Consider the following 26,027-nt stretch of genomic DNA (forward strand, 5'->3'; position numbering starts at 1 on the left):
ATTAATGTTTCAGAATTGTTATGAAGAAATAACTTGTGCGTAAATAAGGACTATTCACCCAATCCAATGACTTCTACGTTAAGGAAAGAAGGCTTATAAGTTTCCTGTGTCGATCTGGCTGCATCCCCCAGGTTTTTCGAAATATCACTTCCTGCCTTACCAGCATCCGCACCAGGATTGCTGACCCCGGTTAAGCCGGCTGCAATCGGAGAACTTGCCACAGGGATACCAGTGGCAGTGCCTGCCACTTGGATATTAGAAGCGCCATCCACTCGCACTGCTGCCAAATGCAGATCACCAGCAGAACCAATACCGGCATCACCGGCATTGATAAATCCTTTTGGTGCGATCAGATCTACCGAACCTGCCTTCGCATTGCCTGTTAACAGAACACGAATACCGCTTCCCGTTGCAGCGCCGCGATATTCCACCTTGGTTGAACCGTCCGCCTGAGGGGTAATAATGGGTGGAGGTACGGATTGAGCCGTTTTTGCCCCTTTACCTGCGTCAATATTGCCATCGGACGACCAGAGCAGAATATTGCCTCCCTGCAAAGTAAATACCCTTGAAGAATTTACCAGAAAATCTCCGCTGGAAACTGAACGAACATTGCCCCCCTTCATTGTCACAACACCAATCACGGAAGGCAGTAACGCTTTATCATCTACCTTGGTTGAAATCATCTCCATCGGAATATTGGCAAGACCAGCATTCACTGCTCCACCCGGAACATAAATATCAATATTGCCACCTCGCTCGGTTTTTATTTGGCTGAAGAAAAGATTCAAGTCACCTTTGTAGCTAGTATTAGGGAACAAACTACCGATTTCATTGAGTCCAGCTGTGTATTTTTTGATTGGATCAGTTTCTCTACCTGAATCTCTGAGAGCACCAAAAAATGTGTTGGCAAATCCAGTATAAATACCGTTATCGGTAAATGTTGCGTTGGAATTTGCATTAGATACCCCCGCGATAACAGTAATATCCGCACCTTGATCAGGTAAGGCCAGATTATTTTGATTACCTTTGGTGACGGCACCTACAGAATTACCTAAATCAATATTTCTGCCTGCCGTCATCAGCAGCCTGCCAGGTCCGCTCAACTCTATGGTTCGGAAATTAGTCTTCAGTGAATTGGAATCGTTACGGGGCAAAACATAGTAGATGTCGCGCCCTGCGCTGATGGTCGTTACATCCGAGGCATGCATATTCTGGCCGAGCAAATCAAGACCAACAATATCCCTTCCGGCTTCAATTAACGCTGATTTTGGAAGCAAATAGGTAGACTCATCTTCCTGAGCTGAACTTTGCGCGATAATATCGCCTTTTTCAGCAATAATTCTCACTGGCGTATTATCATTACTATGGAGCAAAGCCGCTGAATGGGCTTCTGGCGTCTTAAGCCTGTATACCAATTTCTGATTGGTGTCTGTGTACTTGGTTACAGGAGTCGTTACGCCTGGCAATAATCCAGGGTCAAGATCAGACATATTTATCTGACCGTGCGTCGTAATATTACCTTCCGCAAGTAAAGACAAGTTACCTGTTGCTGAGGGGAAAAGTGAAAACTGCTTATTTACTTCAATGTTGCCCCCCAAAGCAGTAACTGCCAGGCTGCCAGGATAGATTAGAAGCGAGTTAAACTCATCGCTTGAATTAGTCAGCTTGGTCAGATTATTCAAGTCGCTAATGTTATTTTCCAGGCTGACATTTCCAGTAATTGATGTCAGAGCCACTTTACTTGTCGGCGCGTAAGTAAAGAAAAATGAAGTGACACTCTTCTGTCCGCTACCCACGGCATACACCGTAGGGTTCATTACAGTGCCTAGATGCAAATCTCCTGAAGAAGTCAGTTTAAAATCGCCGTCGCCAAGAGCTAGAACCGAATAGATAGGGTTACCAGTGATTGTTCCGGAAACAATGGATCCGCCAGCCGTTAATTCACCATGACCGCGACCCACATAAAATACACCACTCTTTATATCACCGTCGGCATGTACAGTAAGATCTCCCCCACCCTGGACATCTATCTTCGCTGTAGCAACATTACTGCCACTCACTCTACCAGTCGTTGGAATAACAGCCGAGGCATTGGTTATATTTCCACCCGCCACCAGTTCCAGATCGCCTCCACCCAACGTACCAAAATTCTGCATGAAGCCGCCACTGGTCGTCGTTTTCTTTGTAATTTTATTGGTTGTCGTTACAGGAACTAAATGTAACCACCATGAAGGATTTGAATTTGCCGCAAAAGTACTATCAGTATTTACTTGCCCTTGCCGATACAGCCAATCCGTTACTATTTGGTTACTTGTCTGCCCCTTAATGTCGCCTTGAGCATAAATAGACAAATTGCCGCCATTTTTGGCATAGATAGCCTGTGCATCTGATGCCGTAAATCCAGATAAAGGATCCGCTGTCTCACCTGCGGTATAGATCGCTGAATTGCTGTTACCGAGCGCTATATTATTTCCTGCTGCAACAGCGATACTGCCTGTACCTGTTCGCACCAGCTTATCAGCAGCAATATTGACATTACCTTTATTGCTGCTTGTCAGATTCTCTTTGGATATCAGTGCCAGCGGGTTAGCAGCATTCAAGTCCGCTCCTGCAACCAGCTTATAGGAGGCAGAAGCTCCGTTTGCCAATGCAGCGGAACTCGTGGACCCGACAAAACCGTCACTTAACGTGCCGTTAATATTAAGGTTACCTGCTGCGCGAAGTATAAGATCCACCGGTCTGCCTGCAAAATTCCAGCCAGCATTTGTAGCTGGATCAAAAGCAGCAGACAAATTCAGATCGGTATTCAGCGCGAGATCACCTGTTGAACGAATTTCAATTCCTGCTCTTAATTGCGCATTGTTTCCCAGTCGTTTCTCAATGGCAGTAGCGTTTGCCATCAAGTTTCCTATGCCGTTTTGCACCTGACCGGCAGCTAGCGTGCTACTGGTAATGGAGGAGAAATTATCATAAACCGTAACTGCCTCAGCGATGACATCTCTTGCACCATTGGCGATGACAGAGCTGCCCAACTGCGCTGCAATACCCTTAATTCCCTTGCTTGCGTCAGCGGCGTCAACAAGTCCATTATCGACCGGCGCCCGCAATATTACCTTTCCACCATCTTTGGCAACATTGACCGTTGCGCCAGAAACATCAATCCGGGAGCCAACCTGACCATCCAGCATACCGGATGTCGTGGATAATTCCACAGTACCACCGTGGCTTACTTTCCCGTGTGCATTCAAGCTGCTGCCGTTGTACAAAGTGACATTATCCCGAGCAGCAATCAATACATCCCCACCCTTGTCGCCGGATGCATCCACCTTGCCCTTTACATCGATCTTGCCCGCATCTGCAGCCAGAATGAACTGATGGGCGTGAGCTTCATCTCCAGCATCGATTTCGATATCACCTTGACGTACGCGAATATTTCTTTGCTCACCAAAGCTACCCGCCTCAAGTGAGGTATTCAGTGCCGTAAAACTCGTTAACGTTTTACTGTCCTGGGTATAACTGCCTTGATGGCTACCGCTCTGAGCGCTACCTTTAACCACCCCTGCCAGATTTACTTTCCCCTGTGTAGCAATTGTAGTCACGCTGCCTGCGTCACCCCCCTCTTTAGAACCGGAAACATCAATCTCAGCGCCAGATTTAATATCAACATTGCCATTAGCAGAAGTCAAAATCACATGACCACCAGGTGCAGAAACTGTTACATCGCCAAATGGTTTTGCTACACCGGCAACATTCATATTTGAGCCAGCACCCAGCGTGACATTATCCTCGGCTGCAATACCAGTAGCAGTGAGTTTGACTATACCTGCGGGCAATTCGATATTGCCATTTTGTTCTATGCTTTTTCCGGAAATTGCCAGTCGTCCATTAATAGGTGCATCGGCAAGTGTCAGCGCATTTACCGATCTGGCTATACTTACTTTCCCGTCTGCCGTCAGACTCTGGTCCGAGTTACTTGCAGTCGTCAATCGGGCTGCTTGCAGCGAGAGATCTCCTCCGTTTACTTTTAAGCTTCCTGTTCCATTCCCTGAAATTTCTCCATCTGTGATCATTCCCACACTGGCAAAACCACTTACTTGCTTTTCACCTGCACCTACTGTGACATTGCGTTTTCCAGACAAGCTGAGGGACATACCCGAAACGGGTGCCAATAATGTAGTCGCGCTACCGTTATTTTTCAGCGTGATATCCCCAGCTACTAGGCTCGCTTCATTTGCATTTTTGCCATAGCCGCGCAGTCCAGCAGCATCCAGGGAAAGATGATTGATGGTTTGATCCGCGGTAGCGCCACCGACTTTTACGTTGCCATAAAAATCAATCGTACTGTAGCTTTTCAAATACAGACTATCGATGCTACCCAATGCTGCAAGCAATGCGTTGGGAAGCGCAAGCCCGTTAGACAAACCTGTGGTTTCTCCCAGGTTAATGAGATTGGCTCCAAGGCTCAAACTACCACCATGTATTTTCAGTTCAGCTGCAGATACGGTAGAAAGTGTTGCATCCAGCACTATCGACTTGCCATCCAGCACCACATTATTTTGCACATCCAGCGTACCGGTTACCTTGCTGACATTTTCTCGCTTTACTGCGGCATAATCACCCGGGGACACACGTAACAAAGCCCCATCTCCATTACCATCGCGCCCTAAAATAAGATTCTGGGAAGCGTCAACGGATCCTGCAGCCTGAATGATACTTCCTTTGGAAACCGTCAATTTATCTTTGGCGACCAGCAATACTTCCGGTGCTTTTAGTGCATTATCCACACTGGTTGCAATGAACAAGTTATCTGATTTTGTTGTAATGACCTGACCATCTGATGCAACGCTTCGGGTACCCCCAAGAAGCAAACTTTCTGCGCCAAGACTATTCAAAGAAACTGTATCTATCCCTACATAACCAGCAGGTATGTCATTCGCCCCCCCAACAGCCAGGCTCTGCGCAACGATGTCAACAATCGCGCCTTTGCCTCCCGCTTTGTTCGCTATTAATGGCGATCCACCTAATGAAAACGTCTGAGTGGCTGAAAGTATCAATTGGCCCGCATCCATCGGCAAACGTGGTGTGATTGCGCCACTCACAACATTATCCGTAAAGAATTTGTTGCCGTAGGACTCCAGGTAAACCGCTTCTTTTTTAATATCTGTGCCGGTACGCACAGCGAAACCAGAAAAACGTGTCGAGTCATTGACCTGATTCACAACTGTACGATAGCCCGCAACGATATTTGTGCCATCAGCCTGAATAATCGGTTGTTGCGGCAACATATCACGGTAGCCGCCTACCGCCTGCACCATGAAAGCGCCCGGAAGCAACGCATAACGTGCTGGCAAAAGTGTATAAACGCCAGCAGGCAGGCCAGCCATCCCCGACAAATAAACGCTATCGCCCGGTTTAACCGTTGACCCCGTATAAGACTGTGCGTCATAAGGAGCATATGTACCATTCAAGCCAGGCATAACCGCAAAAGTATCTGGCGCATTCAAAATATCAACAGATCTCGTTGGCGGGCCGGGAAGAAACTCTGTTCCAAATATATCCCCACCGCCGCTGATATCAACTTTGGCACCGGGTTCAACAGTCACATTTTTGCCATCGAGGGACACAATTTTTTCTGTCGGCTTCAGAATGGCTATTTTTGCATCTTGATTGAGGGTATAAAGCCAATCTTTTCCGTTTGAAGTACCACCAAGGGGAATAATCTGGCCTTCTGCTGAAGCTGAAGTAATACTGTCTTTCCCTATCGTCAGGTTTTCGCTTGCTTTAAAAGCGATAGTCCCCAGTGGCGCTTTAATCACACCTTCTTGCAGGATATTCGCCGCAACAACCGTCAATTTTCCGCCTGCAGATAGAACTGGCGTATCAACGGCACCCGTTGTAGCAATGCGAATTTGTCCCAGAGAATCGTTGCTCAGCACGCCAAGGTTAAACTGGGTTAATGTAGTTGGATATATCTGGCGTGCCAGCAATGACAGATCAGACCATGCCGACAATGCGCCGGTTAAGGCCGGATTAACCGTATCGTTATTCCAGACACCTTTCAGTCGTATGTCACCATTACTGTTTAACGCGGTATGAGTAAACCCGCTCAGCGCAACATTGCCTTCCAGATCGATCAAGTCAGCATTGCCCGTCAGTTTGGCTGTCCCTGTTTGCGCCACTGGAATTGTTTGGTAATTGGCGTCGCTGTTAGCGATATGCAAATAACGGGTGTTCAAGTTCACAATTGCATCATGTGTCGCCGCAATGACCGGTGCATCCAGCGTGATTGCACGCGCCGTATCCAGCGACACATCTCCTGAGAATCGAACCGCCTGCTGGGCCTGTAATTCAACTTGGCTGAAGCCACCAACCTTCAAGCTGTCTGCAGCAACCATCCCCTTGCCGTTGTAGTTCGCAGTATTAATGACATCTTCTGGTTTAATCCCCGCAGGTAAAAATCCAGCATGCTGCGCCAGAATAATCTGGCGATCATTGGTCGGATAGGGATTAGTGACCTGATCACTCGGGATTGCCAAATTGTTCTTTGTGTCAACACTGAGACTAAACGTGCCGGCCTGCGCACCCTTGCCGCCTGCCTTGCCAATCATGCTGCCATCCAGCAACGCACCCTCACGGGTTGAAATGCTGATTGACCCTGCATCACTTGCGACTGCCACAGGCTGATAGCTTGTTCCATTAGCACTTGAACGCAGAATGTCTACAGTACCGCTTGTGCCGGAAACATCCATAACTGATCCGCTTTCAGCCACTACGTAGCCTTTATTCGCCACGATAGATATTACACCACCATTGAGCACTTCACCCTGACGCAAGCCGTTAACGGCGTCAGGGTGCGTTTGATCCGCACCTCTGCTCAACAATTGAGCATTATGATCCAGCCAGATTGACTGATTTGAAAGAAAACCAACTTCACCGCTAGTACCAGGCGTACCCAGCATGGTTAAATTAATGGCGCCTGCCGGTGCCTCTACCGTGCCACTGAGCGTCATTTGACGACCAGCCACAAGATTGACAGTACCCTTCGGCTCTACCCGAAGCACGGCATTTTGCTCCAACTGCAACGTACCACGATTCACGTTATCGGAAGACAAGGTCAGGCTGACAGGCTTGCGCAAAAGTGGGTCCAGCAAAGCATGTTGGCTAATGGACGCCATTCTGCTGCCTGTCGGTGCCGATTGAGAAGCAGGTTTCAGAATCAGGCTTTCAGCCTTTGCATCGATGGTTGTCCCGGCTGCAACAGAGAGTGATTCAATACCATTTACTTTGTATGAATTAAAACCACCTGCAGTGAAAAAACGCTCAGGCAGCACTAAAACGCCTGACTCCACTTGGCCACCTATTTTCACCTTGCTTGTAGAAACAGCCAGGCTACCCCCCTTGTTCAGGGCATAACCACTTAGGCTTCCATCAAGCGTGAGCGCAGATTCATTTAGTTGCAAGGCAGGCTGCCCCATGCCACTTTTTATCGAAATGGCGCCCGCATCTGCGCCACTACCCAACTTGCCGTTACCTTTCAGCCACCCCCCGCTGGAAACATCCAGTTTGCTTGTGTTACTTAATACAATATTTGAATAGGCATTGATATCAATTGCACCGCCTTTAACCAGCAATGGATCTTGTGGAGCAAAACCAGCTGGATAAAGCGAATCATTTATCCAGCCACCGCTTGCATCCAGCACGCCACTGACTGTCACTGACTTTCCGGCTTGCCCATTAACACTTTGCGCCTGTAATGTAATCTTGCCGGATTGGGCCGTTATAGAACCCGATACATTCACCTCATTTCCTGCCAGTTTGACACTACCATCTGGCATATTCAGCCTTGCATCTGCAGCAACATCCACCTTGCCATTGCTGTAAACTTCAAGATTGGAAACCGCGTTTTTACCCATCATGCCGGCCGATAACTGCACGCTATTGACTCTGTCTGCAGGTAAAGCATTGCCCTGATTAAACCCGGCAAGTAATGGCGCAGCACTCGCCACAATACTGACATCCGGTGTTTTGAAATCAGGTGGAACCGAATCGGTTATATGGGATACATCACCAATAACAAGGGTCGCCCCTTTTGGTGCCATGGTGTAGCGTGCTTTGTAAAGCGCACTGGCAGGGTTGCCAGAATCAATTTCTGAATAGGGCTGTCGCTGATAAATACCCGCTGTGGTCTGGCCGACTATACTGCCATTCAACACCATGGATGGCGCAAAGAATTGAACCGTACCGGCGTTCTTACCTTCCGTGTATCCAGAAGCCGGATCGCCTCGACCGCTTGCCACGGAGGGTGCAGTCCAAGTTTTGGTTACGCCCCATTTTGAATAATCACGAGTCAGTACCCCGGCGAAGCCATCGTAAATACGGTCAGGAGATGCTTCACTGATGTCGTACACCACACCTTGAGAAATCAGTTTGGTGGTATTCAAGAAACCATCAAGGTACTTGATCGACCCGCCAGACACATCGATCTTTCCTCCATCTTTCATGACGATATCGCCTTCCGAAGCGATTTTTACCGTGCCACCTGTTGAAGTCCGTTCAGCTACAGAGCGTTCGATTTTACTTTCATACCCGGAATAATCGGCAAGTGGCGTCCCTTTACTGATATCCACGCTAACGGTTTTGCCATGCAGAAAGCTGTTGCTTTGCAGGGGTGAATCTTTAAGCTCAGCTCCGTACAAATCCACCTGAACCAGATTTCTTTCAATGGCCACCGGCACATCTTTACTACCGGAAACGTCAATCAAACTGCCGCTATCCAGAAACACCCTGCTACTATTTTTTGCAGTACCTGGCACGGTTAGCGGCAAATCGAAAGGCTTGAGCGTTAGCGGGTTTTCTACAGCACTTAATGTGACCTGCCCACCCGTTGCGATGATTTTGCTATTTCCCAGCATATTTATCTGGTTACCCACCACCTCAACCCGAGAAGGATTAAACTGCTGGGCATCAGGGCTGGTTGCTGTATCTTTCAAATCTGGCAACACTTCCGTAACACTGCCATCACCAAGCGTTACGGTGCCGGTATTTGTCGCATTAACAAATTTGTCGGTGCTTCCACTACCGTTGGCACGTAATATACTTGTTACGGTATCTCTTGCCAGCAAACGAATAGAACCATTCGCATTTACCGAGGTAGTCGCAGTAATTCTGCCCTGCTGGTTCACCGCCAATCCAATCAGGGTAGCATTGCCGCGTTCCGCTAAAATCGTACCCAAATTTGCGGCTGTTCCACCGTTGTCTACCTCAACCAGCAAACCACGCAAATTATTACTTAATGAGGCACCATTCCCCAGATTGCCGGTGTTTTGCAAATTCGTGGCATCATCAATCGAAGTCAGATACACCTTGCTGCCCGCAGCAAGAATAGTCTGCCCGTCAGGAGTCGTAATGACGCCGTGATTTTCTACGTTAGGCGCAAAAAGCATAATCTTGCCGCCAGTTGAGGCAGATAAATTAGCCCCCTCTTCCACCCGAATAAAACCACTGCCAGAACCACCTGCAAAGACCGGGCTACCATCTTTCACATTACCAATTCCACCATTGAAAATGGTGTCCTCAATGTTCAAAGATGAGGCAATCAAAGAACTGGCATTAACCTGAGAATCTTTACCAAAAATAATGCCATTCTGGTTAACCAGGTAAATTTGACCATTTGCCGTCAAATGGCCTTGGATTACGGATGGATTGTTATCAAAAATCCGGTTCAGTGCAGTAGCACTGGAATTAGGTTGATTGAATACAACCGCACTGTCGCGGGCAATATTAAATGACTGCCAATTAAAAATGGCACTCTGGCTTATCTGATTAATGGTCAGCGTATTACCAGATCGAGTAGGATCATTAGCCAAAGTTGCTGCGCTACCTCGCCAGCTCGCGCTTGCAACAGGCAAAGTTCCTGATGGCAAAACTGGCGCAACAGTCGTATCTGCAATCGCCGCTGTGCAAGATAAAACACCACATGCCCACAACACAAAAATACTGGAAGTGACTTTACGTTTGGAGAATAACGCCACCCATTGGGGTATAAATTCGCGTGTTTCGATATTAGTGTGATCAGAATTCATAAAGCATCCTAAAGTGCATGCGTATATCACCGGAATGGGTATTGGTTGATTCCCTGAATGCCCTGCCCAAATCAAAAGAAGCACTTAAGTTGCGCCAGGCTTTCATCCGTGCGCCAAAACCTGCACTTGTTAACGTATAACGTGATTTTTGCTGCGGTAGCGGATCAGTAACGCGAAGCGCAGCGCTATCCATGAATACAAGAAAATGCAGATCGTCTAGATTGCTGGAAATCAGATTCGCGACCGACGGACTGCGGAGCTCCAACGTGGCATGCAAGGCATCATCGCCCAGCGCTTCAGACTCCAGATAACCGCGAACGGTATCGCCCCCCCCTGCACCATATTGTTCATTACTGATAAGCGGCTGATCTGCCCACTGTCCGCCGATTTTTGCCATATAGCTGTAATTACCAAACAGCTTGCTGCTATGCTCAACCTCGCCACGCAGATAAAAATAATTCGGCTGAGCCAGATAGCGTTTGTTACCAAACTCTTCCGGTTTATTACTCAATCCCCGTACTGCAAAATTAGCACTCAGGTTATATTGAGTAAGGCTTTGCTCAAGCTGACTGGTGGCATTGTATGAAAGCGAAAATGGCAGGTAGCTGATGGGCGTACTGAAACTGTCAGACCCACGCAATGTCAGGTCCTCTTTAAAGTCTTTATAATCCGCACCAAATGACAAAGAGTGGAATAACTGGCTGCTGCCCGGCAAGGGAACAATGCGTCGAATGCCATAAATCGTACCGTTACCCTGCACGGTAATTTCACCCACAGCAGCCACATCACTACGGGTGCGAATGGCATACATAGCCAGCGCATCCCCTTTATCAGAAAGAGGGATGAGGTAAGATGCGGAAAACACACCAACCTGACTAGGTTCTTTAGGCGCAGTCTGATATTGCAGACTTAAGCTGTGCTCCCGTTGCCATAAATTATCGTAACGCACCATTCCAATTGCCCGCCAAGGGGTCGTATTCGCACCATGGCGATCATTGAGTTCCAGGCTGGCATGCAAGGGCAGTTTGTCATCTACTTTGAGATCAACATCTACCGTACCAGGAGTTTTACCGGCTTTCAGGATTGGCGTAACGCGGCGGTCTGCAGTGGTATTGACTGAAGCAATATCTTTTTGCAAATCAGGAAAGTAAGGCACACTGCCTTCGGCAATCGAAGGCGTTTTTGCGAGAATTCGGTCCTGTGAAAAGTAACGAGAGCCAGTAACCCGCACTTTACTGATAGTCCCTTCAGTCACCTTCAGATAAATAATCCCGCTATCCACCTTTTGCTCAGGAATATCCACCAGCACAGTAGAATATCCTGCGTCATGATACGCGCGTTCCAAATCTTCCCGCGCGTGCTCCACATCATCAACGGTTTTTTTCTCACCCAACCATGGGTACACCACTTCTTCAACAGCGATCACCGGCAATACCGAATTACCTTCGATCTGATATTCCATCACGTCGAAACGGGGTTTTTCCTCTACTTTATCTTCCCCAGCAAAAGCTTGAGTCGCCAGAATGAATCCCATCAATAACAATGTAAGCCGCATTTTTATCCTGTTTTTATCACTACTTTTGGTTATTTATCCACCCCTTCATCAGAGACGGATAAATAACCAAACCATTCTCAGAAAATGAAGAATGGTTTGGTGGGTTGTACGGCAAAACAACATTGCATTGCTTTACCGTACTTGCATGACACTACTTAAGAAACAACTTAGTAGAACAACTGGGTTGGTTGGCAAGTGTTGTTCAGTTTAGTACCTTTCATGACCTGACCAACTGGGTACAGCGAAGGATCATAGTTGGTTGGCAGAGCAGCAACGCCTGGCAATGTAGCCAAAATGGTTGGTTCGCCTGAACGTGTCTTGAATTGATCAAGGAAGGTCGCCATATTGCCAGAAGGAGCAGCTACACCGGCAACAGTTGCATTACGCCACTGGATAGACTGTTCAACAAAGTAGTCATACTTGCCAGCAACAGCATTGGCAACCGTTGCAGGGATACCATCGATTGAAACAAAGTGCCAGTGATCTGTACCTGCTACAGGGGTGTTCTCAGTAGAAACCAAACCAATCGCCTTGTTGCCAACGGTGAAAGAGGTATTCAAGCCAGCTTTCACACCACCGGTAGAGGAATTTTCAACGACGGTATAGCCAGTGATTAATGTGGTTGGGGTTGCAGCAACTGAACCAGCAGCCAAAGGCACACCATTTGCGGAACAAGGCAATCCACCGAAATAAGCATTAGCAGATGCTTGTGTGCCGGAACCGGCACCACGACGTTCAACCATTACAGGACCAGACAAGGCTGGGTCAACTAAACTCCAGTCTGCATAGTTGCCTGTCAACAAACTGGTTATCTGTGAACGGCTCAAGTTAGTAACAGATACGTTATCGCTCACAGCAATACCAAATACCACAGCGTTCTGGCTGGCTGGGCTTATATGGCCCAGTTCAGTAGTGCTAAGAGCGGTTTCGCCAGCTGGAAGGTTAGGATAAACAAACAAAGCTGGCTCCACATCGGAAACACCCGCATCAGGCACCGCTTTCACAGTGCTGGTACATTTGAAAGTAGCAGATGGGTAAGCCGCACCTGTAGAAGCACAAGTAGCTGCTTCAATTTTCATACGGTCAATTAACTGAGCACGAGCAACGGGGCCAACACCCTGGAAAGAACCGCCCGCAGCACGGTTATGCATTAATACTTTCTTGCCATCCAGCGCTGTGCCAGTACCGGACACAGTACCAAAATAGGCGCGATAATCCTTACCACCGGTAGCATTGTCGTAATATACATCGATCGTGCCGGCAGTCATCATACCTTCGGCAATCTTGCCCAGTGTGCCTTGCAGGGCAGAAGAACCGGAAATAAATACTTGCAGATCAGGGGTAACAGCAGGACCATGGGCAAAAGCCTGAGTTGCTAGCGTAGCAACAGCCAAACCACAAGCGGCAGCAATTTTGTTCAGTTTCATGATAAATCCTTTGAATAATTTAGACTAAGTGACGGTTATATTATTCAGGTGACCCACAATAAGTCACCTGTCATACGATGCCTATTACTTAACTTTGCGGCGAGCTACACCAACCATGCCGATCAGACCCGAACCCAATAGCCACACAGCTGCAGGTACTGGAACAGCAGAAGGAGCAGGAGAAACGTAACTCAGGGTACCGTTGCTGGCCAATGTCCAGGTAGCGGCGCCATCTGCGTTACCAAACTGGGTAACAGTAGCCTTATGTAATCCACTGTTGTCACTTGGTGTCAACGCAAAGAAATTCAAACTACTACCTACTGCAGCAGTGCTATCAAATACTGCCTTCTTATTCCAATTATTACCGAAGCTATTTCCGAAATAGGATGAGCCATCAGCAGAAGCAGCTGTACTGGAATTGTTAGTTACAAAGTCGGTAGCACCCGCGTTAACGGCGTTTACATAACCATCAACTGTAGCAAAACCAGCCAGGTTAGTATTGGTTTGAGTTTTGACGGTAGCCAAGGACGCATTAGTTGTACTAAGGAATTGCATACCTACAAATGAATTTCCTGGATTAACAGTACTATCAAGCGCAGCCACGTTCCACAGCAGGTTGCTGTTTGTAGCTAACGATCCAAAAGCGGAAGCCAGCAGTGAGTCACCAGCAAAAGACAAAGAATATCCAGCATTAGAACCACTTGCGTTAAAGGTATTCATGTCGATACCCAGATCACGGGTATAAGATGTTAGCGCAACGGAATCATAAACCGACAGGAACAGTTCGCCATTACCGGAAGAACCAGGAGCAATTGCAGCAGCAGCCTGACCGGCTACAGCAAACATGGTTGCAGCAACTAATAATTTCATTTTCATTTTGGAGACCTTTTAAAAAATTAAGTTAAAAAGAAAACACCTCGTCAGGGAAAGAACTGGGTGCTTTCATGCCACCTGAACAACCGGAAATAAAAATGCCGGATTGCCTCTTTCCATAAGGCAACCCGGCTATCTCTTCATTGCTTGAGACCCGAAGCTTTCCGAACCTGCCTCACGACAGGGGTGGCTTTAACTTTTTCCGATACACGCAGTTTCTTGTTTCGGTGTTCAACAATTTACAGAACGACTATTACAGTTCGTGCAGGATTTTTAACTGATTTCATAGACCGATCGGACTATACGAATTACGATAAATACTTTTAAAAATATATAGATAGGTTACATTAACCGATTGAAATTGATTCTCAATATCCGATTTTTTTGTATGATGTGTTTAATACAAGAGACTTAATAAGCTCAGCCTGCATGAATAAATGACGTGAAAGATAACTTTCATAGATAACAAATCTTTGACGGTGATTATTGAAGTAACCCACACCGCATTGCCAGCGTAATTGCGTGTGCTCGATTATTGGCTTGTAATTTGTAGAGGATTTTTTGCACGTGGTTTTTAACAGTAAGCGGACTAACCTGTAGCTTCTCTGCAATCGCACTATTTGAAAGCCCTTCATTCAGGTGCTTAAGTACTTCTTTTTCACGCGCAGTCAGATTTGTTTTCCCCATGGGGATTTTTTTTGCGCTGGCAGTTTCCTTGCTTAGCACACGTATCAGCGCTGTATACAGATGAGGAACCAGTATTTCAAGCAGGTAATGATGCCGCATGCCTAGCGGTTCAGAAACACGGGAAAAACTGAAAAAACCGAGAACGGCACCATTGGTGTGGGTGACGCCATGTGCAGCAATATTTTTTAACCCGGAATCCTGCAAAATACTATCTTTACCCAGGAGCCTTCGATCAACAGGGAAAGAGGCTTCGCGCCTTTGTTCAAACAAGCAAGGATGCCCTGATTTTTGCCACAAACCAATGATATGGGAAATGATGCCCTCTTCTGGATGCGTGACGCGATCAAAATGCTCCGCAGTAAAATCTTGAACAGAAGAAAAAGAATGCATGCCGAGTCCCCTGCCATCTATGTCACTTAGCCCGCATATGAGAATTTCATGGGGCAATAGTCCCTGCAATTCCATTTGCACCAATGAATAAAAATGATGTCGCTTGCGGATTTTTAACGTTGCTTCGATTATGCGAAACAGCCGCTCTCGCTCTTCTGCATTTAGCTCAGGCGCTTTAGGCATACTCCCCCACTTCATTCTTTTATTTTTAGGAATACGTCATAATGAACTAAATTTATGACGTTATTATGAAACCAAAATAACAGGCAACAAGCCAGCATATGAAGTCATGGATTTGTGTTTTTTACTTAATTGTGATTATTGAAGCCACCTTGAGGAATTGTCGTTTGATTCTGATTGCGATTGAATACGGGCTTTGCAGTTGCTGAATTAGCTTGCTGACCGCTATTGTTTATAGCGTCTGCGGCATTACTGGATTGCTTAGGCACGTAGATAAATTTCCATTCTGTATATTTGCTTTTCCCTTCCAGATCCTGATCCGCCATCTTAAAATTATTCTGTTTTAACGGGACATCTTCCGACAGACTGTATACGCCCATAATGCCGCCATCGGGACTTTCAACCAACCCCCACTCTTTGCTTTTAGTGAGTGGATCCCAATATATTTTTCTGAGATATCGCTGCGTGAATACATTGCGATTATCCTGTAACAACGAATCCAGTGTTTTGGGGTATTGTTTTTTTGAACTGGCTGAACCCGGTGTTTTTTCAAAATAAAAACCAATTGCTTGTCGAAACTGATTACCAACAAAAATCAATTCATGCTCTTTTTCTCGCTTCTGGGCTAAATGCCAGACGTTTCCTGCCGTAGCAGCAACAATACCCATGATCATAATGAGAAAAAGCAGCCCCAAATAAGTAAAGCCGGTCTGAGATAATGATGTTGAAAAACGCTTCATTCATTACAACGCAGTATAAGGCTGACCATCGCGACCATTGCCCGTTGCGCCACTGTGAATATCATAAACACTGCCGCTCAGTGCATCTTCTGGTGGCGTAACAACCCAGCTTGTTGCACTATCGGTTATTGGATCGGGTGGAATGATGCGCAGGTATTTCTTGCTGACCAGATCATCCAGCGCGTCGGGATATTTTCCGTTATCGCCGTAAAATTTATCAATGGCATCACGCATGATATTCAGATCTTCTTTCAGCACAGCCTCTTTGGATTTTTCCAGACTATGAAAATAGCGTGGCACAGCAATGCTTAGCAAGGTTGCAATGATCGCCATGACAACCAAAAGTTCGATCAGTGTAAATCCATTATTTTTACTGAACAGCCGCATTTACCACTCCTTGTAAGGGATGCCGTTCAACCCTTTACCAGCCGCAAATGAATAAATATCGAATACGTCCTCCCCCTCCTGCGGGTCTTCTGCGCTGCTTTTATAACTCCGTTTCCCCCAGGTTGCTTCTGCCGTTGCTTTACTATCAGGTGAAAAAGGGTCACGAGGAATCCGCCTCAGAAAATATATTTTGGATTTTACCGGGCTCAATTCGTCTTCGACTCCTTCTACCAGAATATCAAGAGATTTAGGGTATCCGGATTCATCTGACGCCGCCTTGATATGCTTCTCTTCTACTGCCCTGCGATATAAATCAATCGCTTCTCGAATTTGCTGAAGAGAGTAATGCAACTCTTGCTCTTTAGTCCGTTGCAGGGTCAGCGAAGTCAGTGGCATTGCGACAGTTGCCAACAATGCCACAATCGCCACTGTGATCATCAGCTCAATCAGCGTGAACCCATTTCGATAAGCTTGCTGCATAGACTTAGGGCACAATTGTCACATTTCTTGCCGCTGGCACATTACTGGGCAAGCTGCTTCCTGAGATGTCTGATGCCGTCGGATTGACGATCCCAAGTTGCGTAGCACCTGGCTTTCCGGCCAATGGCCTGAACGTCACTGTGGCTAAATTACCGCTACCGCTAGCTGGAGTATTTCTACTAATACTGATTTGCAGATGACCTGTACCTTCACCAGAGTGCTGATAATCTGTTTGCCCACTCCCCATTTTCATCAGCAACCCTGCCTGAGAATCAACCACGTCCAATTTTGCAGGGTCATAGTTAATTTCGAATGCCACCTGTTTTACGCCATTTAAACCGGATGCATTAACATTCAACGTAAAGTTTTTACCTATTGGAGCCTGTGTCGGCGCATTCAAATTAAGTTGAACAGGTGTCCCGTTTTGCTCCTGATCGTTTGCAGGTGATGGTGCACTTTGCGGCACTTGCGACAGCCCAGTTTGCTGAACTGCAGAAACACTTGCGTTTACACCCATAGGTACCGATGCTTTTGCAGCAGAACTTAAACTGAGCGGCGCTGCACCAATCGATGATTCTGTTCCCGATGTAAATTCCGTAATAGCAAATTCCGGCCGCACCAGATTACGTATTACATGCGGCGTTATCAGCAGGATAATTTCGGTTTTGGAATGCTCATCTCGATGGCTGGAGAACAAGTGCCCAAATAATGGAAGATCGCCCAATCCAGGTAGCTTGCTTGCACTTGCACGATCTTCATCGTTAATCAAACCAGCCAGCACCTGGGTTTCTCCATCCTTTAGCCGCAATGCAGTTACCGCATTACGGGTGCCAACCTGATAAGTAAGCGTGCCGGTACTGCTCTTAATTTCACGTACAATATTGCTGACTTCCAATCCGACTTTAATGCCCACTTCGTTATCCAGAAAAACATTCGGCTCAACATCCAGCTTGAGACCTACATCCAGATAACTAACTGATTCAGAAATGCCCACATTGGCTGTGCTGGTGGTGGTAATAACCGGAACTTTATCACCAATATGAATTTTGGCTTTTTCCCGATTTTTTACCCGAATACGGGGGTTGGCTAACAAATTCGTATCGCTGTCCTCCTTCCTGAGATTAAGTACCGGACTGGGAATACCAATTTTGCTACCATTAAGACTCCTTAAACTGTCCACAGTAAACTGGCTGGCTACGACGCTTGGCGTTGTTGCAACTACAGCTCCCGCAGAAGTCGTGACAGTGTTGCTATTGGTTAAATTCAGTGCAGTAAACTGATTGGGATACTGAATACCCAATTCAGTCAATTTGGAGCGTTTTACTTCCAGCACTTCAACATCCAGCATCACTTCAGGCTCAGCCTTATCCTGCGCTGCTATCAATTTTTCAGCTAACCGAATAACTTCTGGCGTATCCCGCATCATCAGCAGATTCAACTTTTCATCGATAAAAACATCGCGGGTTTTGAGCAATGTCTTGATCATATTCAGTGTTTGCTTTACATCAGCATTACCCAGATAAAAACTTTTTAAAACAAGTTCCTGATAATCTTTTGTTTTGGCTGGCGTATTTGGGTAAATCAGAACGGTATTCTCGTTCAGAATGCGTTTATCAAGCTGATTGGTAACTACCAGCAAGTTGATGACATCCTCGATTGAGCTATCTTTCACAAAAAGTGTCGTTTTGAGATCAGGACGCACATCCTTGTCGAAAATGAAATTGATTCCGGCAGTACGCGACAGCACCTCAAATACAGAGCGCAAGTTGGCATCACGAAATTCTAGAGAAACCGGTTTTTTGTAACGCGACTTAAGTGCAGGCATTACGCTGGTGTCCTGCTTGTTTTTATCATTGATTCGCTGTTGGAGCGAAATGGCAACGTCCAGTGATTTATTTTCCTGCAATACAGGACGCAACATTTCCTGTGCCGCCTCTACATTCCCATTGTTGAAAAGCGTTTCAGCGTCTGCCACAATCAATCTTTGGCGACGTTGTGCCTGGATTGCGTTGAGCCCTTCCTGAACGCGAGGATGATTTTCATCCAACCCCTGCACGCGATGATAAACAGCCTCGGCTTCCTCCAGTTTTCCTTTTTCGCGCAGAGAGTCCGCTTCTACCAGTAATCGATTGATAATTTGATCACGGCTACGAAACAGATGTGCGCGAATTTCCGCATTGTTTGGATCATCCTTGGCGGCGGCCTGCAACTTGGAAATGCCTTCCTCGTACTTGCCTTCTGACAACAACAGGTTACCTTCACGAAACGCCCTGTCTGATGCACAACCTGAAATGAGAATGGCGATAAGCGCTGTTACCAAATAGTTTTTATACCGTTTCAATTATGTTTCTCCACCAATCATGAGTGTCTGTTTGATATTCATGGGTAAGTAAGTCAGGTTCATGACACGTCCGTTAATATCATCTACACGGTAAGTGTTATCCAGTGTGTCACCTCGTTTAACTACGTAATTTCTTTCCTGCTTGGACAAAAACACGACCTGCTGACCGTCCTCGATCAATTTACCCATATAAACAAATGGAACTGGTGGTGCTGTCGGAGGAGGGGGAGATATCGGTTTAGTTGGCGGTGGAGGAGGAGGCACATACCAGGATTTAGCAGCAAATAATTCATTATCACTTTCTGCCATCGGGGTTCGCTGCAACTTTTCCATATTTAAAATATTGCTCGACCGTTCGTCTTTCTTCACAGCCGCCACCCTTACAACATGTGCCTTTGTGGCCACTTGATTCTTTTTTTGCTGCACTGCAACGGGCTGATCCTCATCTTGCCCAACCCAAACAACAGCAGTCAAAGTAAGTCCCATTAACATAGTCAATATGACCCAACGCTGCCTGCTACCCATTTTCATCACACTGCTCCCATAAAAAGAGTCAATTTGATTTGGGCGTCGAGTTGCGGGTCACCTACTTTTTGCCTTTGCAAATGAATACTATCCAAAGCAATTGTCGGCAAATCAGTCAAAAGCTGAGCGATAAACTTGCGTAATTGCGGGTAGGTGCCTTTAGCTGGCAAGGTTATCTGGTAGCGACCGAGCTTATCACCCTTGGCAGCAATCATGCGGTATTGCCCTTGTTGCAGCGCTATGCCAGTAGAAGCAGCTGCGTCAAACAGTTTTTCGAGCAAATCAGGTGCTATTTGAGTGGAGGGAAAAAACCTGTAAAAATCTGAAAGCTGATCTTCAGGACCTTTCACTCGTACCTGAGCAACTTTTTTTTGGCTAAACTGCTGGTTCAGAACCGTGATCTGCGCCTGCATTTCACCAAGCTTTACTTTTTCTGGCTGCAAAGTGAATACATAAAACATAAGACATAAAGCAAGCCCCCCCAGCCCCGCCATACCTGACCAGCCCAACCATCTCATGCCGGACTGTGCGTACCATCTGAATTTCAATATTATTCTGCGATCCATTTAGCGCTCAATGTAAATCTGACTGGTTTTTCTGCATCCTGCTCCTGAATGTTATGGGAGAGAAGAGCCACTTCTTGCAAGGGTTTTTCCTGAATCAAGCGGCGCATATACTCAAGCATAGCTTTGACATTTTTAGCCTCAGCCCCGATCGATAGCGTCCCCTTTTTCCGATCCGGTTGAAGCGACAAAAGTGACACATCCTGTTCACCTGCATCTTCAACAGCACCAAACAACCGCCCCCAGGGTAACGCCAACTGATCAATAACATCAGCAGCTTGCTTAAATTCAGAACTGTCTTGCTCAGATAATTTGCGGTTATTGTGGGGCTCAGCTGTTCGCCCAGTTAACCGTTCAAGGCGAACCAGACTAGCCTGCGTCCGTTCAGACAATGCTTTAGCTTCTAAATAATCTGCATAAAGACTACCGCCTGTCAGAACTGTAACAATCAAAATTAACATGCCTAGCATGCCCGGCACACGACTCTTGGGTTGAAAATTGAGATCCAGCTTCCGCATTATTTATTTCCACTTAAAGCTAAACAAAACGGGGGGGCTGAATCGGGTGAAAAACCCTCTATTGCAGAAGGTTTCATTGTAGTTATTGACCAATTACCAAACTTGGATGGGTAACTGGAATGCATTGATGAAAAAAGAAAAACGCGCTGGGGGGTATCAGCAACATCGGCAAGCAATCTTTCGCGATCCAGTACTGCAATTAAATCGTCTACAGTGCTGCCAGCCAGATGCCTGTTCTGGATGGCATGCCACCCCCCCTGAAAGTACAAAGCTATCAGTAGCTTTCCTGGTTCGATAATGCAAAACCAGCTACTTTCTTCTTTCACCTGATCACACCAGTGATTAAATACCGACATCAACGCGGGTTGTATCACAGTCAGATGCACACCAACTTCCTGACAGACAATTCTAAGCCCTGCCAGCAAACCTCGTTCCATACTGCATGCCAGCATAGGCGCACCAAATGCTGACTGACTCACACGCACTTCCCGGTTACTTGCCTGATCTCCATACACTTGATTAAAGCGGTGGTGCGCTATAGCAGCAACTTCTTCGTCATTACTGACAGCGTCGTTCCAGGGAACGACCACATAGCGCACAAACTGATTGGACAGCACAATTATGGCTTCTGCCCCACGCTGCTTTTCGAGCAGTTTTTTTAAAGCAGAAAATGCAGCGATCCATGGCTCTGTTTCATGTGAGTCATACACTTCGATGTGCTTTTCAAGTACACGTCGCCGTATCCCTTTACCAATTCTGGCAAGCGTAATTTGACCGGGTTCAATACCGATTTGCAACTGATCACGAAACGAAGGTAACACGGTTGGCTTCCTGTAATGTAGTTTCTCCGTTGGCCACTAATTCCAGCGCTGCTTCACGCAAGAAACGCGTGCCGTTGCGGCGCGCTGCTTCTTTAATTCGCCGTATTGGTTCCCGCGCAACAATCAGTTCGCGGATTTCATCATTTAGATTGAGCAATTCAGCAATAGCTTTTCGCCCTTTGAATCCAGACCCGCGACATAGTCCACAGCCCAACCCACCTTTGAATGTGTAGTGTGCAGCGGATTCTGGTGAAATACCGGAATCAGCAATTAATTGAGCATCAGGTTCAACCGGCTCCATACAATGAGGACAATTCACGCGTATCAAACGTTGCGCCAGAATGCCGTTCATGGCGGCCACAAAGTTGTAAGGGTCTACTTCCATATGAAGAAATCGACCAATGACATCAAGGGAACTATTTGCATGAACTGTAGTGAATACCAAGTGACCGGTGAGTGCAGCCTGAACGGCAATTTGGGCAGTTTCAGAATCACGAATCTCCCCCACCATGATTTTGTCCGGGTCATGTCGCAGAATTGATCGCAACCCCCGGGCAAAGGTCAGCCCCTTTTTTTCATTGACAGGAATCTGCAACACGCCTGCAAGCTGATATTCCACAGGGTCTTCAATGGTGATAATTTTATCCAGACCATTGTTGATTTCAGATATGGCAGCATACAAAGTTGTCGTTTTTCCACTACCTGTCGGGCCGGTAACCAGCACCATGCCGTAGGGTTCGCTATACAATCTGCGCATTTGACCGATAGTAAATTCATCCAACCCAAGATAATCCAGACGCAACCCTTTTACCTGATCGGCAAGGGTCTGTTTATCGAGAACACGCAACACCGCATCTTCACCAAAGATGCTTGGCATAATCGACACCCGAAAATCGATTTCACGTCCGCGCATAGAAACTTTGAATCGACCATCCTGGGGTACCCGGCGTTCTGCAATATCCAGCTCAGACATGACTTTGATACGTGATATAACCTGGTCAGCCTGCTCCAAGCCTTGAGCGGAACCCACTGAAGACAAAACGCCATCAATTCGGTATTTAATAGTCAAACCAGTCGGCGTTGTTTCAAGATGAATATCACTGGCAGTGAGTTTAAGTGCATCGTAAAGCGTGGAATGCACCAATTTCACAACCGGACTAGTATCTTCGCTAATGGATTTAAGCGAAAGATCTTCCAACCCTGCAGTAACATTTGACTCATTACGATCTGCAATGGGCACATTTTCCATGGCTCGCATGGACTCTTCGTGCCGTGACAAAAACGCTGCAACATCATCACGCTGGGCAAGTTGCCATATGAAGGGCTGGGTGATGAACGCTTCTACCCAGCTTTGTACATCCTGTGCAAAAGGGTCCACAAAAATAATACGCAACTGGCCATCTGGAGAGCGAAAAGCGAGGCATTCCTTGTTTGATGCTAATGAAAATGGCAAGACATCAAATGCAGCTTCCCATTGATGCAGATCATGCATATTGGCAACCGGATAAAGCAACGTGCGCCCCAGAACCGCAACAAACTCATGTGGAGGCAAAGCCAACTTTTCTTCAAGCACCTCGTATATAAGGCGCTTGCTTCGCACTGCTTCGTCACGAGCATCATGCAGCAGTACAGACGAAATTTCCGGGATTGATACATCCGCAGCATGAATCATATTCATTGAATGCTACCCGCCAATTCAAATATCGGCATGTACATCAAAACAACAATCAAGCCAATAATCAGCCCGATAACCGCCATCAACAGGGGCTCAAACAACTTGGTAAACCAGTCAACCCAACGCGCCATTTCTTCATCGTAAAATGCAGCGATTCGTTCCAGCATATCGCCCATGTTTCCAGTTCGTTCACCAACCCTTAACATGCGTGAAGAAACCGGAGTGGTCAGCGCATATTCTTCCATGGCAGCTGAAAGCGGTCGCCCTTCGCTCACGCCCTGAATCGCACCGTCCAAGCTATTCCTCAAGGCCGTCGCGAGCAATCCAGACACCATATCCAATGCGGTTACAACGGGAATTCCTCCGCGCAAAAGCATGCCTACTGTGCGATAGAATCGCGCCAGTTGATAGATTTTCATGTGCTCTCCAATCACCGGCACCAACCATAACTTTTCACCGATCCATCGTTTGGTTTCTATACGAGTCAAGACAAAGACAATAATGGCTAGCAACCCCACCACGCCAAGCAGCATGGCGCCACCATGCGCTTCAAGCAGTTTTCCCCATTCGATCAACATCCGTGACATAAAAGGCAGGTCACCACCCATGTCTTCGTAAATATGGCTAAATTTAGGCACGACATATACCATCAAAAATAGCGTCACCAACCCGCCAACAACAATCAATACCACAGGGTAAATTGATGCACTGACAAGTTTTTTTCGTACAACATCCAGTTGCGCCTGATAAGCAACATACCGCGTAATGGCTTCACTTAATCCCCCGGTTTTTTCACTGGCTTTAACCGTAGAAACATACAATGCAGGAAATGCTTCGGGAAATCGAAGTAACGCAGCGGAGAATGTCTGACCTTCGTATAAAGAGGCAATTAGCCTGTCGAGCACTTTCCGTGTTTCTGGACGCTGCTCTTTTTCTGCTAACGTCTCAACGGCCTCCACCAGATTCAAGCCAGCGTCAAGCAATGCCAGTAATTCCTGACTGAACAATACCAAGGGGAAGTGTGTATGACGCTTGCCGAGTAAACCAGCCAGATTTTTCCAGGATTTGATCGCGAGGACGGTATATCCTTGCGTCATGACCTGTTGCAATGCTTCACGCTCATCAGTGGCATCCAGTGTCAGCTGAACAACACTATTTCCTTCTCGTAGCGCTTTGATTTCAAATTGCATGGAGGCTACCAGTTGGTAATATCAGCAGATTCCGCATTACCACCAGGCTGCCCATCTTTGCCGTAAGACAAAAGATCATACTCACTATGTTCACCTGGTTGTTTGTAAACATAGGGTTTACCCCAGGGATCCATAGGTACGCTTTTTCGTAGATAAGGGCCTTCCCACTTTGGCTCGTTTGCAGGGCGAGTATCTAGCGCAGCAAGGCCTTGTTCATTTGAAGGATAGTGTCCCGTATCCAGTCGATATTGATCGAGAGATTTACCAAGTGAATCTAATTGTGCCCGGGCTGCTTTCACTTCTGACTTACCAATCTGGGAAAAATATTTCGGACCGACATAACCAGCAAGCAAACCAATAATGACCATCACCACCAATAATTCAAGCAGCGTAAACCCTTTTTCCCGATTGATCTTATTTATTATTATCATTACAACCAACCCGTTCCTTTTGAAAAAATTCTCCGGGAAATCCGGCATACATCACGATACCTATTTCCTGAATTTACACTTCCCACAAGCCCCTGCTTAAATACATGGCTTGCAGTTATTCATTGAATTTCTGACAAGATACCGATTACTTGTTGCAGTAATATTAAAATCGAAAGAACAGCTGGGGAGAATAAAGGAGTGAAACGGCGGAAAAGTTAATTTATATCAATAAAACAATAGAGTTATCGTTTACGAATGTAAAACAGCATTAGGAAAAAACCCTCAATTCACATAGTCCGATATAACTACAAAATTAGAATACATCACACCATTATTTGTAATGTCAGCCTGATAATTTGTGTGCTCATACAAAAATTATTTCTGGCCTGAAAACTTAGGCAGCTTATAAACTATCCAGGTTGAAAATGAAAAACTTTAAACATTTCAGAAAGCTTTTTTTAGTTATCCTGACACTGGCTACTCTTGTCAGCTTGCCAACTGAGGCTACGATTATTTCAGATGGTTCCGCTGGTATATTTCACCCATCCAAAAATACAATTTTGGATCTGACAGGCCCGGATTTTCCACAATTCAGTGACGTACAGATTGATGCAGGTATTACTGTCAAAGTGTTATCAGGAACACCCGACTCACCTGCACGATTTCTCGCGCAAAATAATTTTTTGCTGAATGGCGTTATTGATGCAATCAATAGCCTTCTGACTATAGCGGCAGGGAATAGCATTGTATTAGGATCAAATTCACAGATTAATGCAGGCTCTCTCAGCCTCTACATCAATCAAGGAAGTATTAATTCACTAACAGGAAAATTCCCTGTTCGCCCACCTGCAGGCGGCTCTGTTTCCCTTTGGGGTAATATTAATTTATCCTCTCGTGGTGACCTTTCGTTACTTCAATCACCGGATTCCACTAATGTTCTCAACCCGATATTCGGTGGAAGTATAGCGCTGACGTCAGGTGGCGGAATATCAAACAGTAACAGGCTTTCTGGTGGCATTCTCACCGTCAGCCAGCCATTTTTAAATATTCCAGAACCCAAGACATTATTTCTTTTTTCAATCGGATTATTTCTGCTTACATACCGCAGAAAATGGTCCGCATAGCATCTTATTTCAATTCATCCATGTTTAAGCCTGAATGG

At 46.3% G+C, this 26,027-nt stretch carries 17 protein-coding genes and 1 riboswitch; of the genes, 1 reads left to right on the forward strand and 16 read right to left on the reverse strand.

Features of this window, described 5'->3' with window-relative positions; translation table 11 throughout:
- Positions 1 to 50: 50 nt before the first annotated feature.
- The 16 genes from EDC63_RS04480 to gspG form a co-directional block, all read right to left on the reverse strand.
- Positions 51 to 10,082, reverse strand: a complete 10,032-nt coding sequence (locus EDC63_RS04480; RefSeq protein ID WP_132920892.1) for a filamentous haemagglutinin family protein — start codon at positions 10,080 to 10,082, stop codon at positions 51 to 53.
- On the reverse strand, positions 10,072 to 11,637 hold the full coding sequence (locus EDC63_RS04485; RefSeq protein WP_124948291.1) for a ShlB/FhaC/HecB family hemolysin secretion/activation protein: 1,566 nt from the start codon (positions 11,635 to 11,637) through the stop codon (positions 10,072 to 10,074). Before EDC63_RS04485 ends, EDC63_RS04480 begins: the two co-directional genes overlap by 11 nt.
- Before the next feature lie 167 nt (positions 11,638 to 11,804).
- The gene (locus EDC63_RS04490; protein WP_124948292.1) at positions 11,805 to 13,064 is read right to left on the reverse strand and encodes a type 2 periplasmic-binding domain-containing protein; all 1,260 of its coding nucleotides are present in this window, start codon (positions 13,062 to 13,064) and stop codon (positions 11,805 to 11,807) included.
- 84 nt (positions 13,065 to 13,148) lie between these two features.
- Complete coding sequence (locus EDC63_RS04495; protein ID WP_223248500.1) at positions 13,149 to 13,940, reverse strand: VPLPA-CTERM sorting domain-containing protein; 792 nt, start codon at positions 13,938 to 13,940, stop codon at positions 13,149 to 13,151.
- 116 nt (positions 13,941 to 14,056) lie between these two features.
- Positions 14,057 to 14,138, reverse strand: a riboswitch (cyclic di-GMP riboswitch).
- A 282-nt stretch (positions 14,139 to 14,420) separates the two neighbouring features.
- Positions 14,421 to 15,212, reverse strand: coding sequence for an XrtB/PEP-CTERM-associated transcriptional regulator EpsA (epsA, locus tag EDC63_RS04500; RefSeq protein WP_124948293.1), 792 nt, complete (start codon positions 15,210 to 15,212; stop codon positions 14,421 to 14,423).
- Between the two features lie 110 nt (positions 15,213 to 15,322).
- Positions 15,323 to 15,934 (reverse strand): type II secretion system protein, encoded by a 612-nt coding sequence (locus EDC63_RS04505; protein ID WP_189836573.1) that lies wholly within the window; start codon positions 15,932 to 15,934, stop codon positions 15,323 to 15,325.
- A gap of 3 nt (positions 15,935 to 15,937) precedes the next feature.
- Positions 15,938 to 16,321: a type IV pilin protein gene (locus tag EDC63_RS04510; RefSeq protein ID WP_124948294.1), complete on the reverse strand. Its 384-nt coding sequence runs from the start codon at positions 16,319 to 16,321 to the stop codon at positions 15,938 to 15,940.
- Positions 16,322 to 16,801: a type II secretion system protein gene (locus EDC63_RS04515; protein ID WP_124948295.1), complete on the reverse strand. Its 480-nt coding sequence runs from the start codon at positions 16,799 to 16,801 to the stop codon at positions 16,322 to 16,324.
- Positions 16,802 to 16,805: 4 nt separating this feature from the next.
- Positions 16,806 to 19,142 (reverse strand): secretin N-terminal domain-containing protein, encoded by a 2,337-nt coding sequence (locus EDC63_RS04520; RefSeq protein WP_124948296.1) that lies wholly within the window; start codon positions 19,140 to 19,142, stop codon positions 16,806 to 16,808.
- Positions 19,143 to 19,673, reverse strand: a complete 531-nt coding sequence (locus tag EDC63_RS04525; protein ID WP_124948297.1) for a hypothetical protein — start codon at positions 19,671 to 19,673, stop codon at positions 19,143 to 19,145.
- Complete coding sequence (pilO, locus tag EDC63_RS04530; protein ID WP_165922908.1) at positions 19,673 to 20,215, reverse strand: type 4a pilus biogenesis protein PilO; 543 nt, start codon at positions 20,213 to 20,215, stop codon at positions 19,673 to 19,675. Before pilO ends, EDC63_RS04525 begins: the two co-directional genes overlap by 1 nt.
- A 2-nt stretch (positions 20,216 to 20,217) precedes the next feature.
- Complete coding sequence (locus EDC63_RS04535) at positions 20,218 to 20,748, reverse strand: PilN domain-containing protein (RefSeq protein ID WP_124948299.1); 531 nt, start codon at positions 20,746 to 20,748, stop codon at positions 20,218 to 20,220.
- Positions 20,748 to 21,569, reverse strand: a complete 822-nt coding sequence (locus EDC63_RS04540; protein WP_124948300.1) for a hypothetical protein — start codon at positions 21,567 to 21,569, stop codon at positions 20,748 to 20,750. The genes EDC63_RS04535 and EDC63_RS04540 overlap by 1 nt, the downstream gene beginning before the upstream one ends.
- Positions 21,550 to 23,247, reverse strand: a complete 1,698-nt coding sequence (locus EDC63_RS04545; RefSeq protein ID WP_124948301.1) for a GspE/PulE family protein — start codon at positions 23,245 to 23,247, stop codon at positions 21,550 to 21,552. The genes EDC63_RS04540 and EDC63_RS04545 overlap by 20 nt, the downstream gene beginning before the upstream one ends.
- On the reverse strand, positions 23,244 to 24,434 hold the full coding sequence (locus tag EDC63_RS04550) for a type II secretion system F family protein (protein WP_124948302.1): 1,191 nt from the start codon (positions 24,432 to 24,434) through the stop codon (positions 23,244 to 23,246). Before EDC63_RS04550 ends, EDC63_RS04545 begins: the two co-directional genes overlap by 4 nt.
- Before the next feature lie 5 nt (positions 24,435 to 24,439).
- Positions 24,440 to 24,865, reverse strand: a complete 426-nt coding sequence (gene gspG, locus EDC63_RS04555) for a type II secretion system major pseudopilin GspG (protein WP_124948303.1) — start codon at positions 24,863 to 24,865, stop codon at positions 24,440 to 24,442.
- 425 nt (positions 24,866 to 25,290) lie between these two features.
- Here gspG and EDC63_RS04560 point away from each other — a divergent pair, with 425 nt between their 5' ends.
- Positions 25,291 to 25,989 (forward strand): PEP-CTERM sorting domain-containing protein, encoded by a 699-nt coding sequence (locus tag EDC63_RS04560; protein ID WP_124948304.1) that lies wholly within the window; start codon positions 25,291 to 25,293, stop codon positions 25,987 to 25,989.
- Positions 25,990 to 26,027 lie beyond the last annotated feature (38 nt).

This window comes from Sulfurirhabdus autotrophica (assembly GCF_004346685.1).
Taxonomy (GTDB): Bacteria; Pseudomonadota; Gammaproteobacteria; order Burkholderiales; family SMCO01; genus Sulfurirhabdus; species Sulfurirhabdus autotrophica.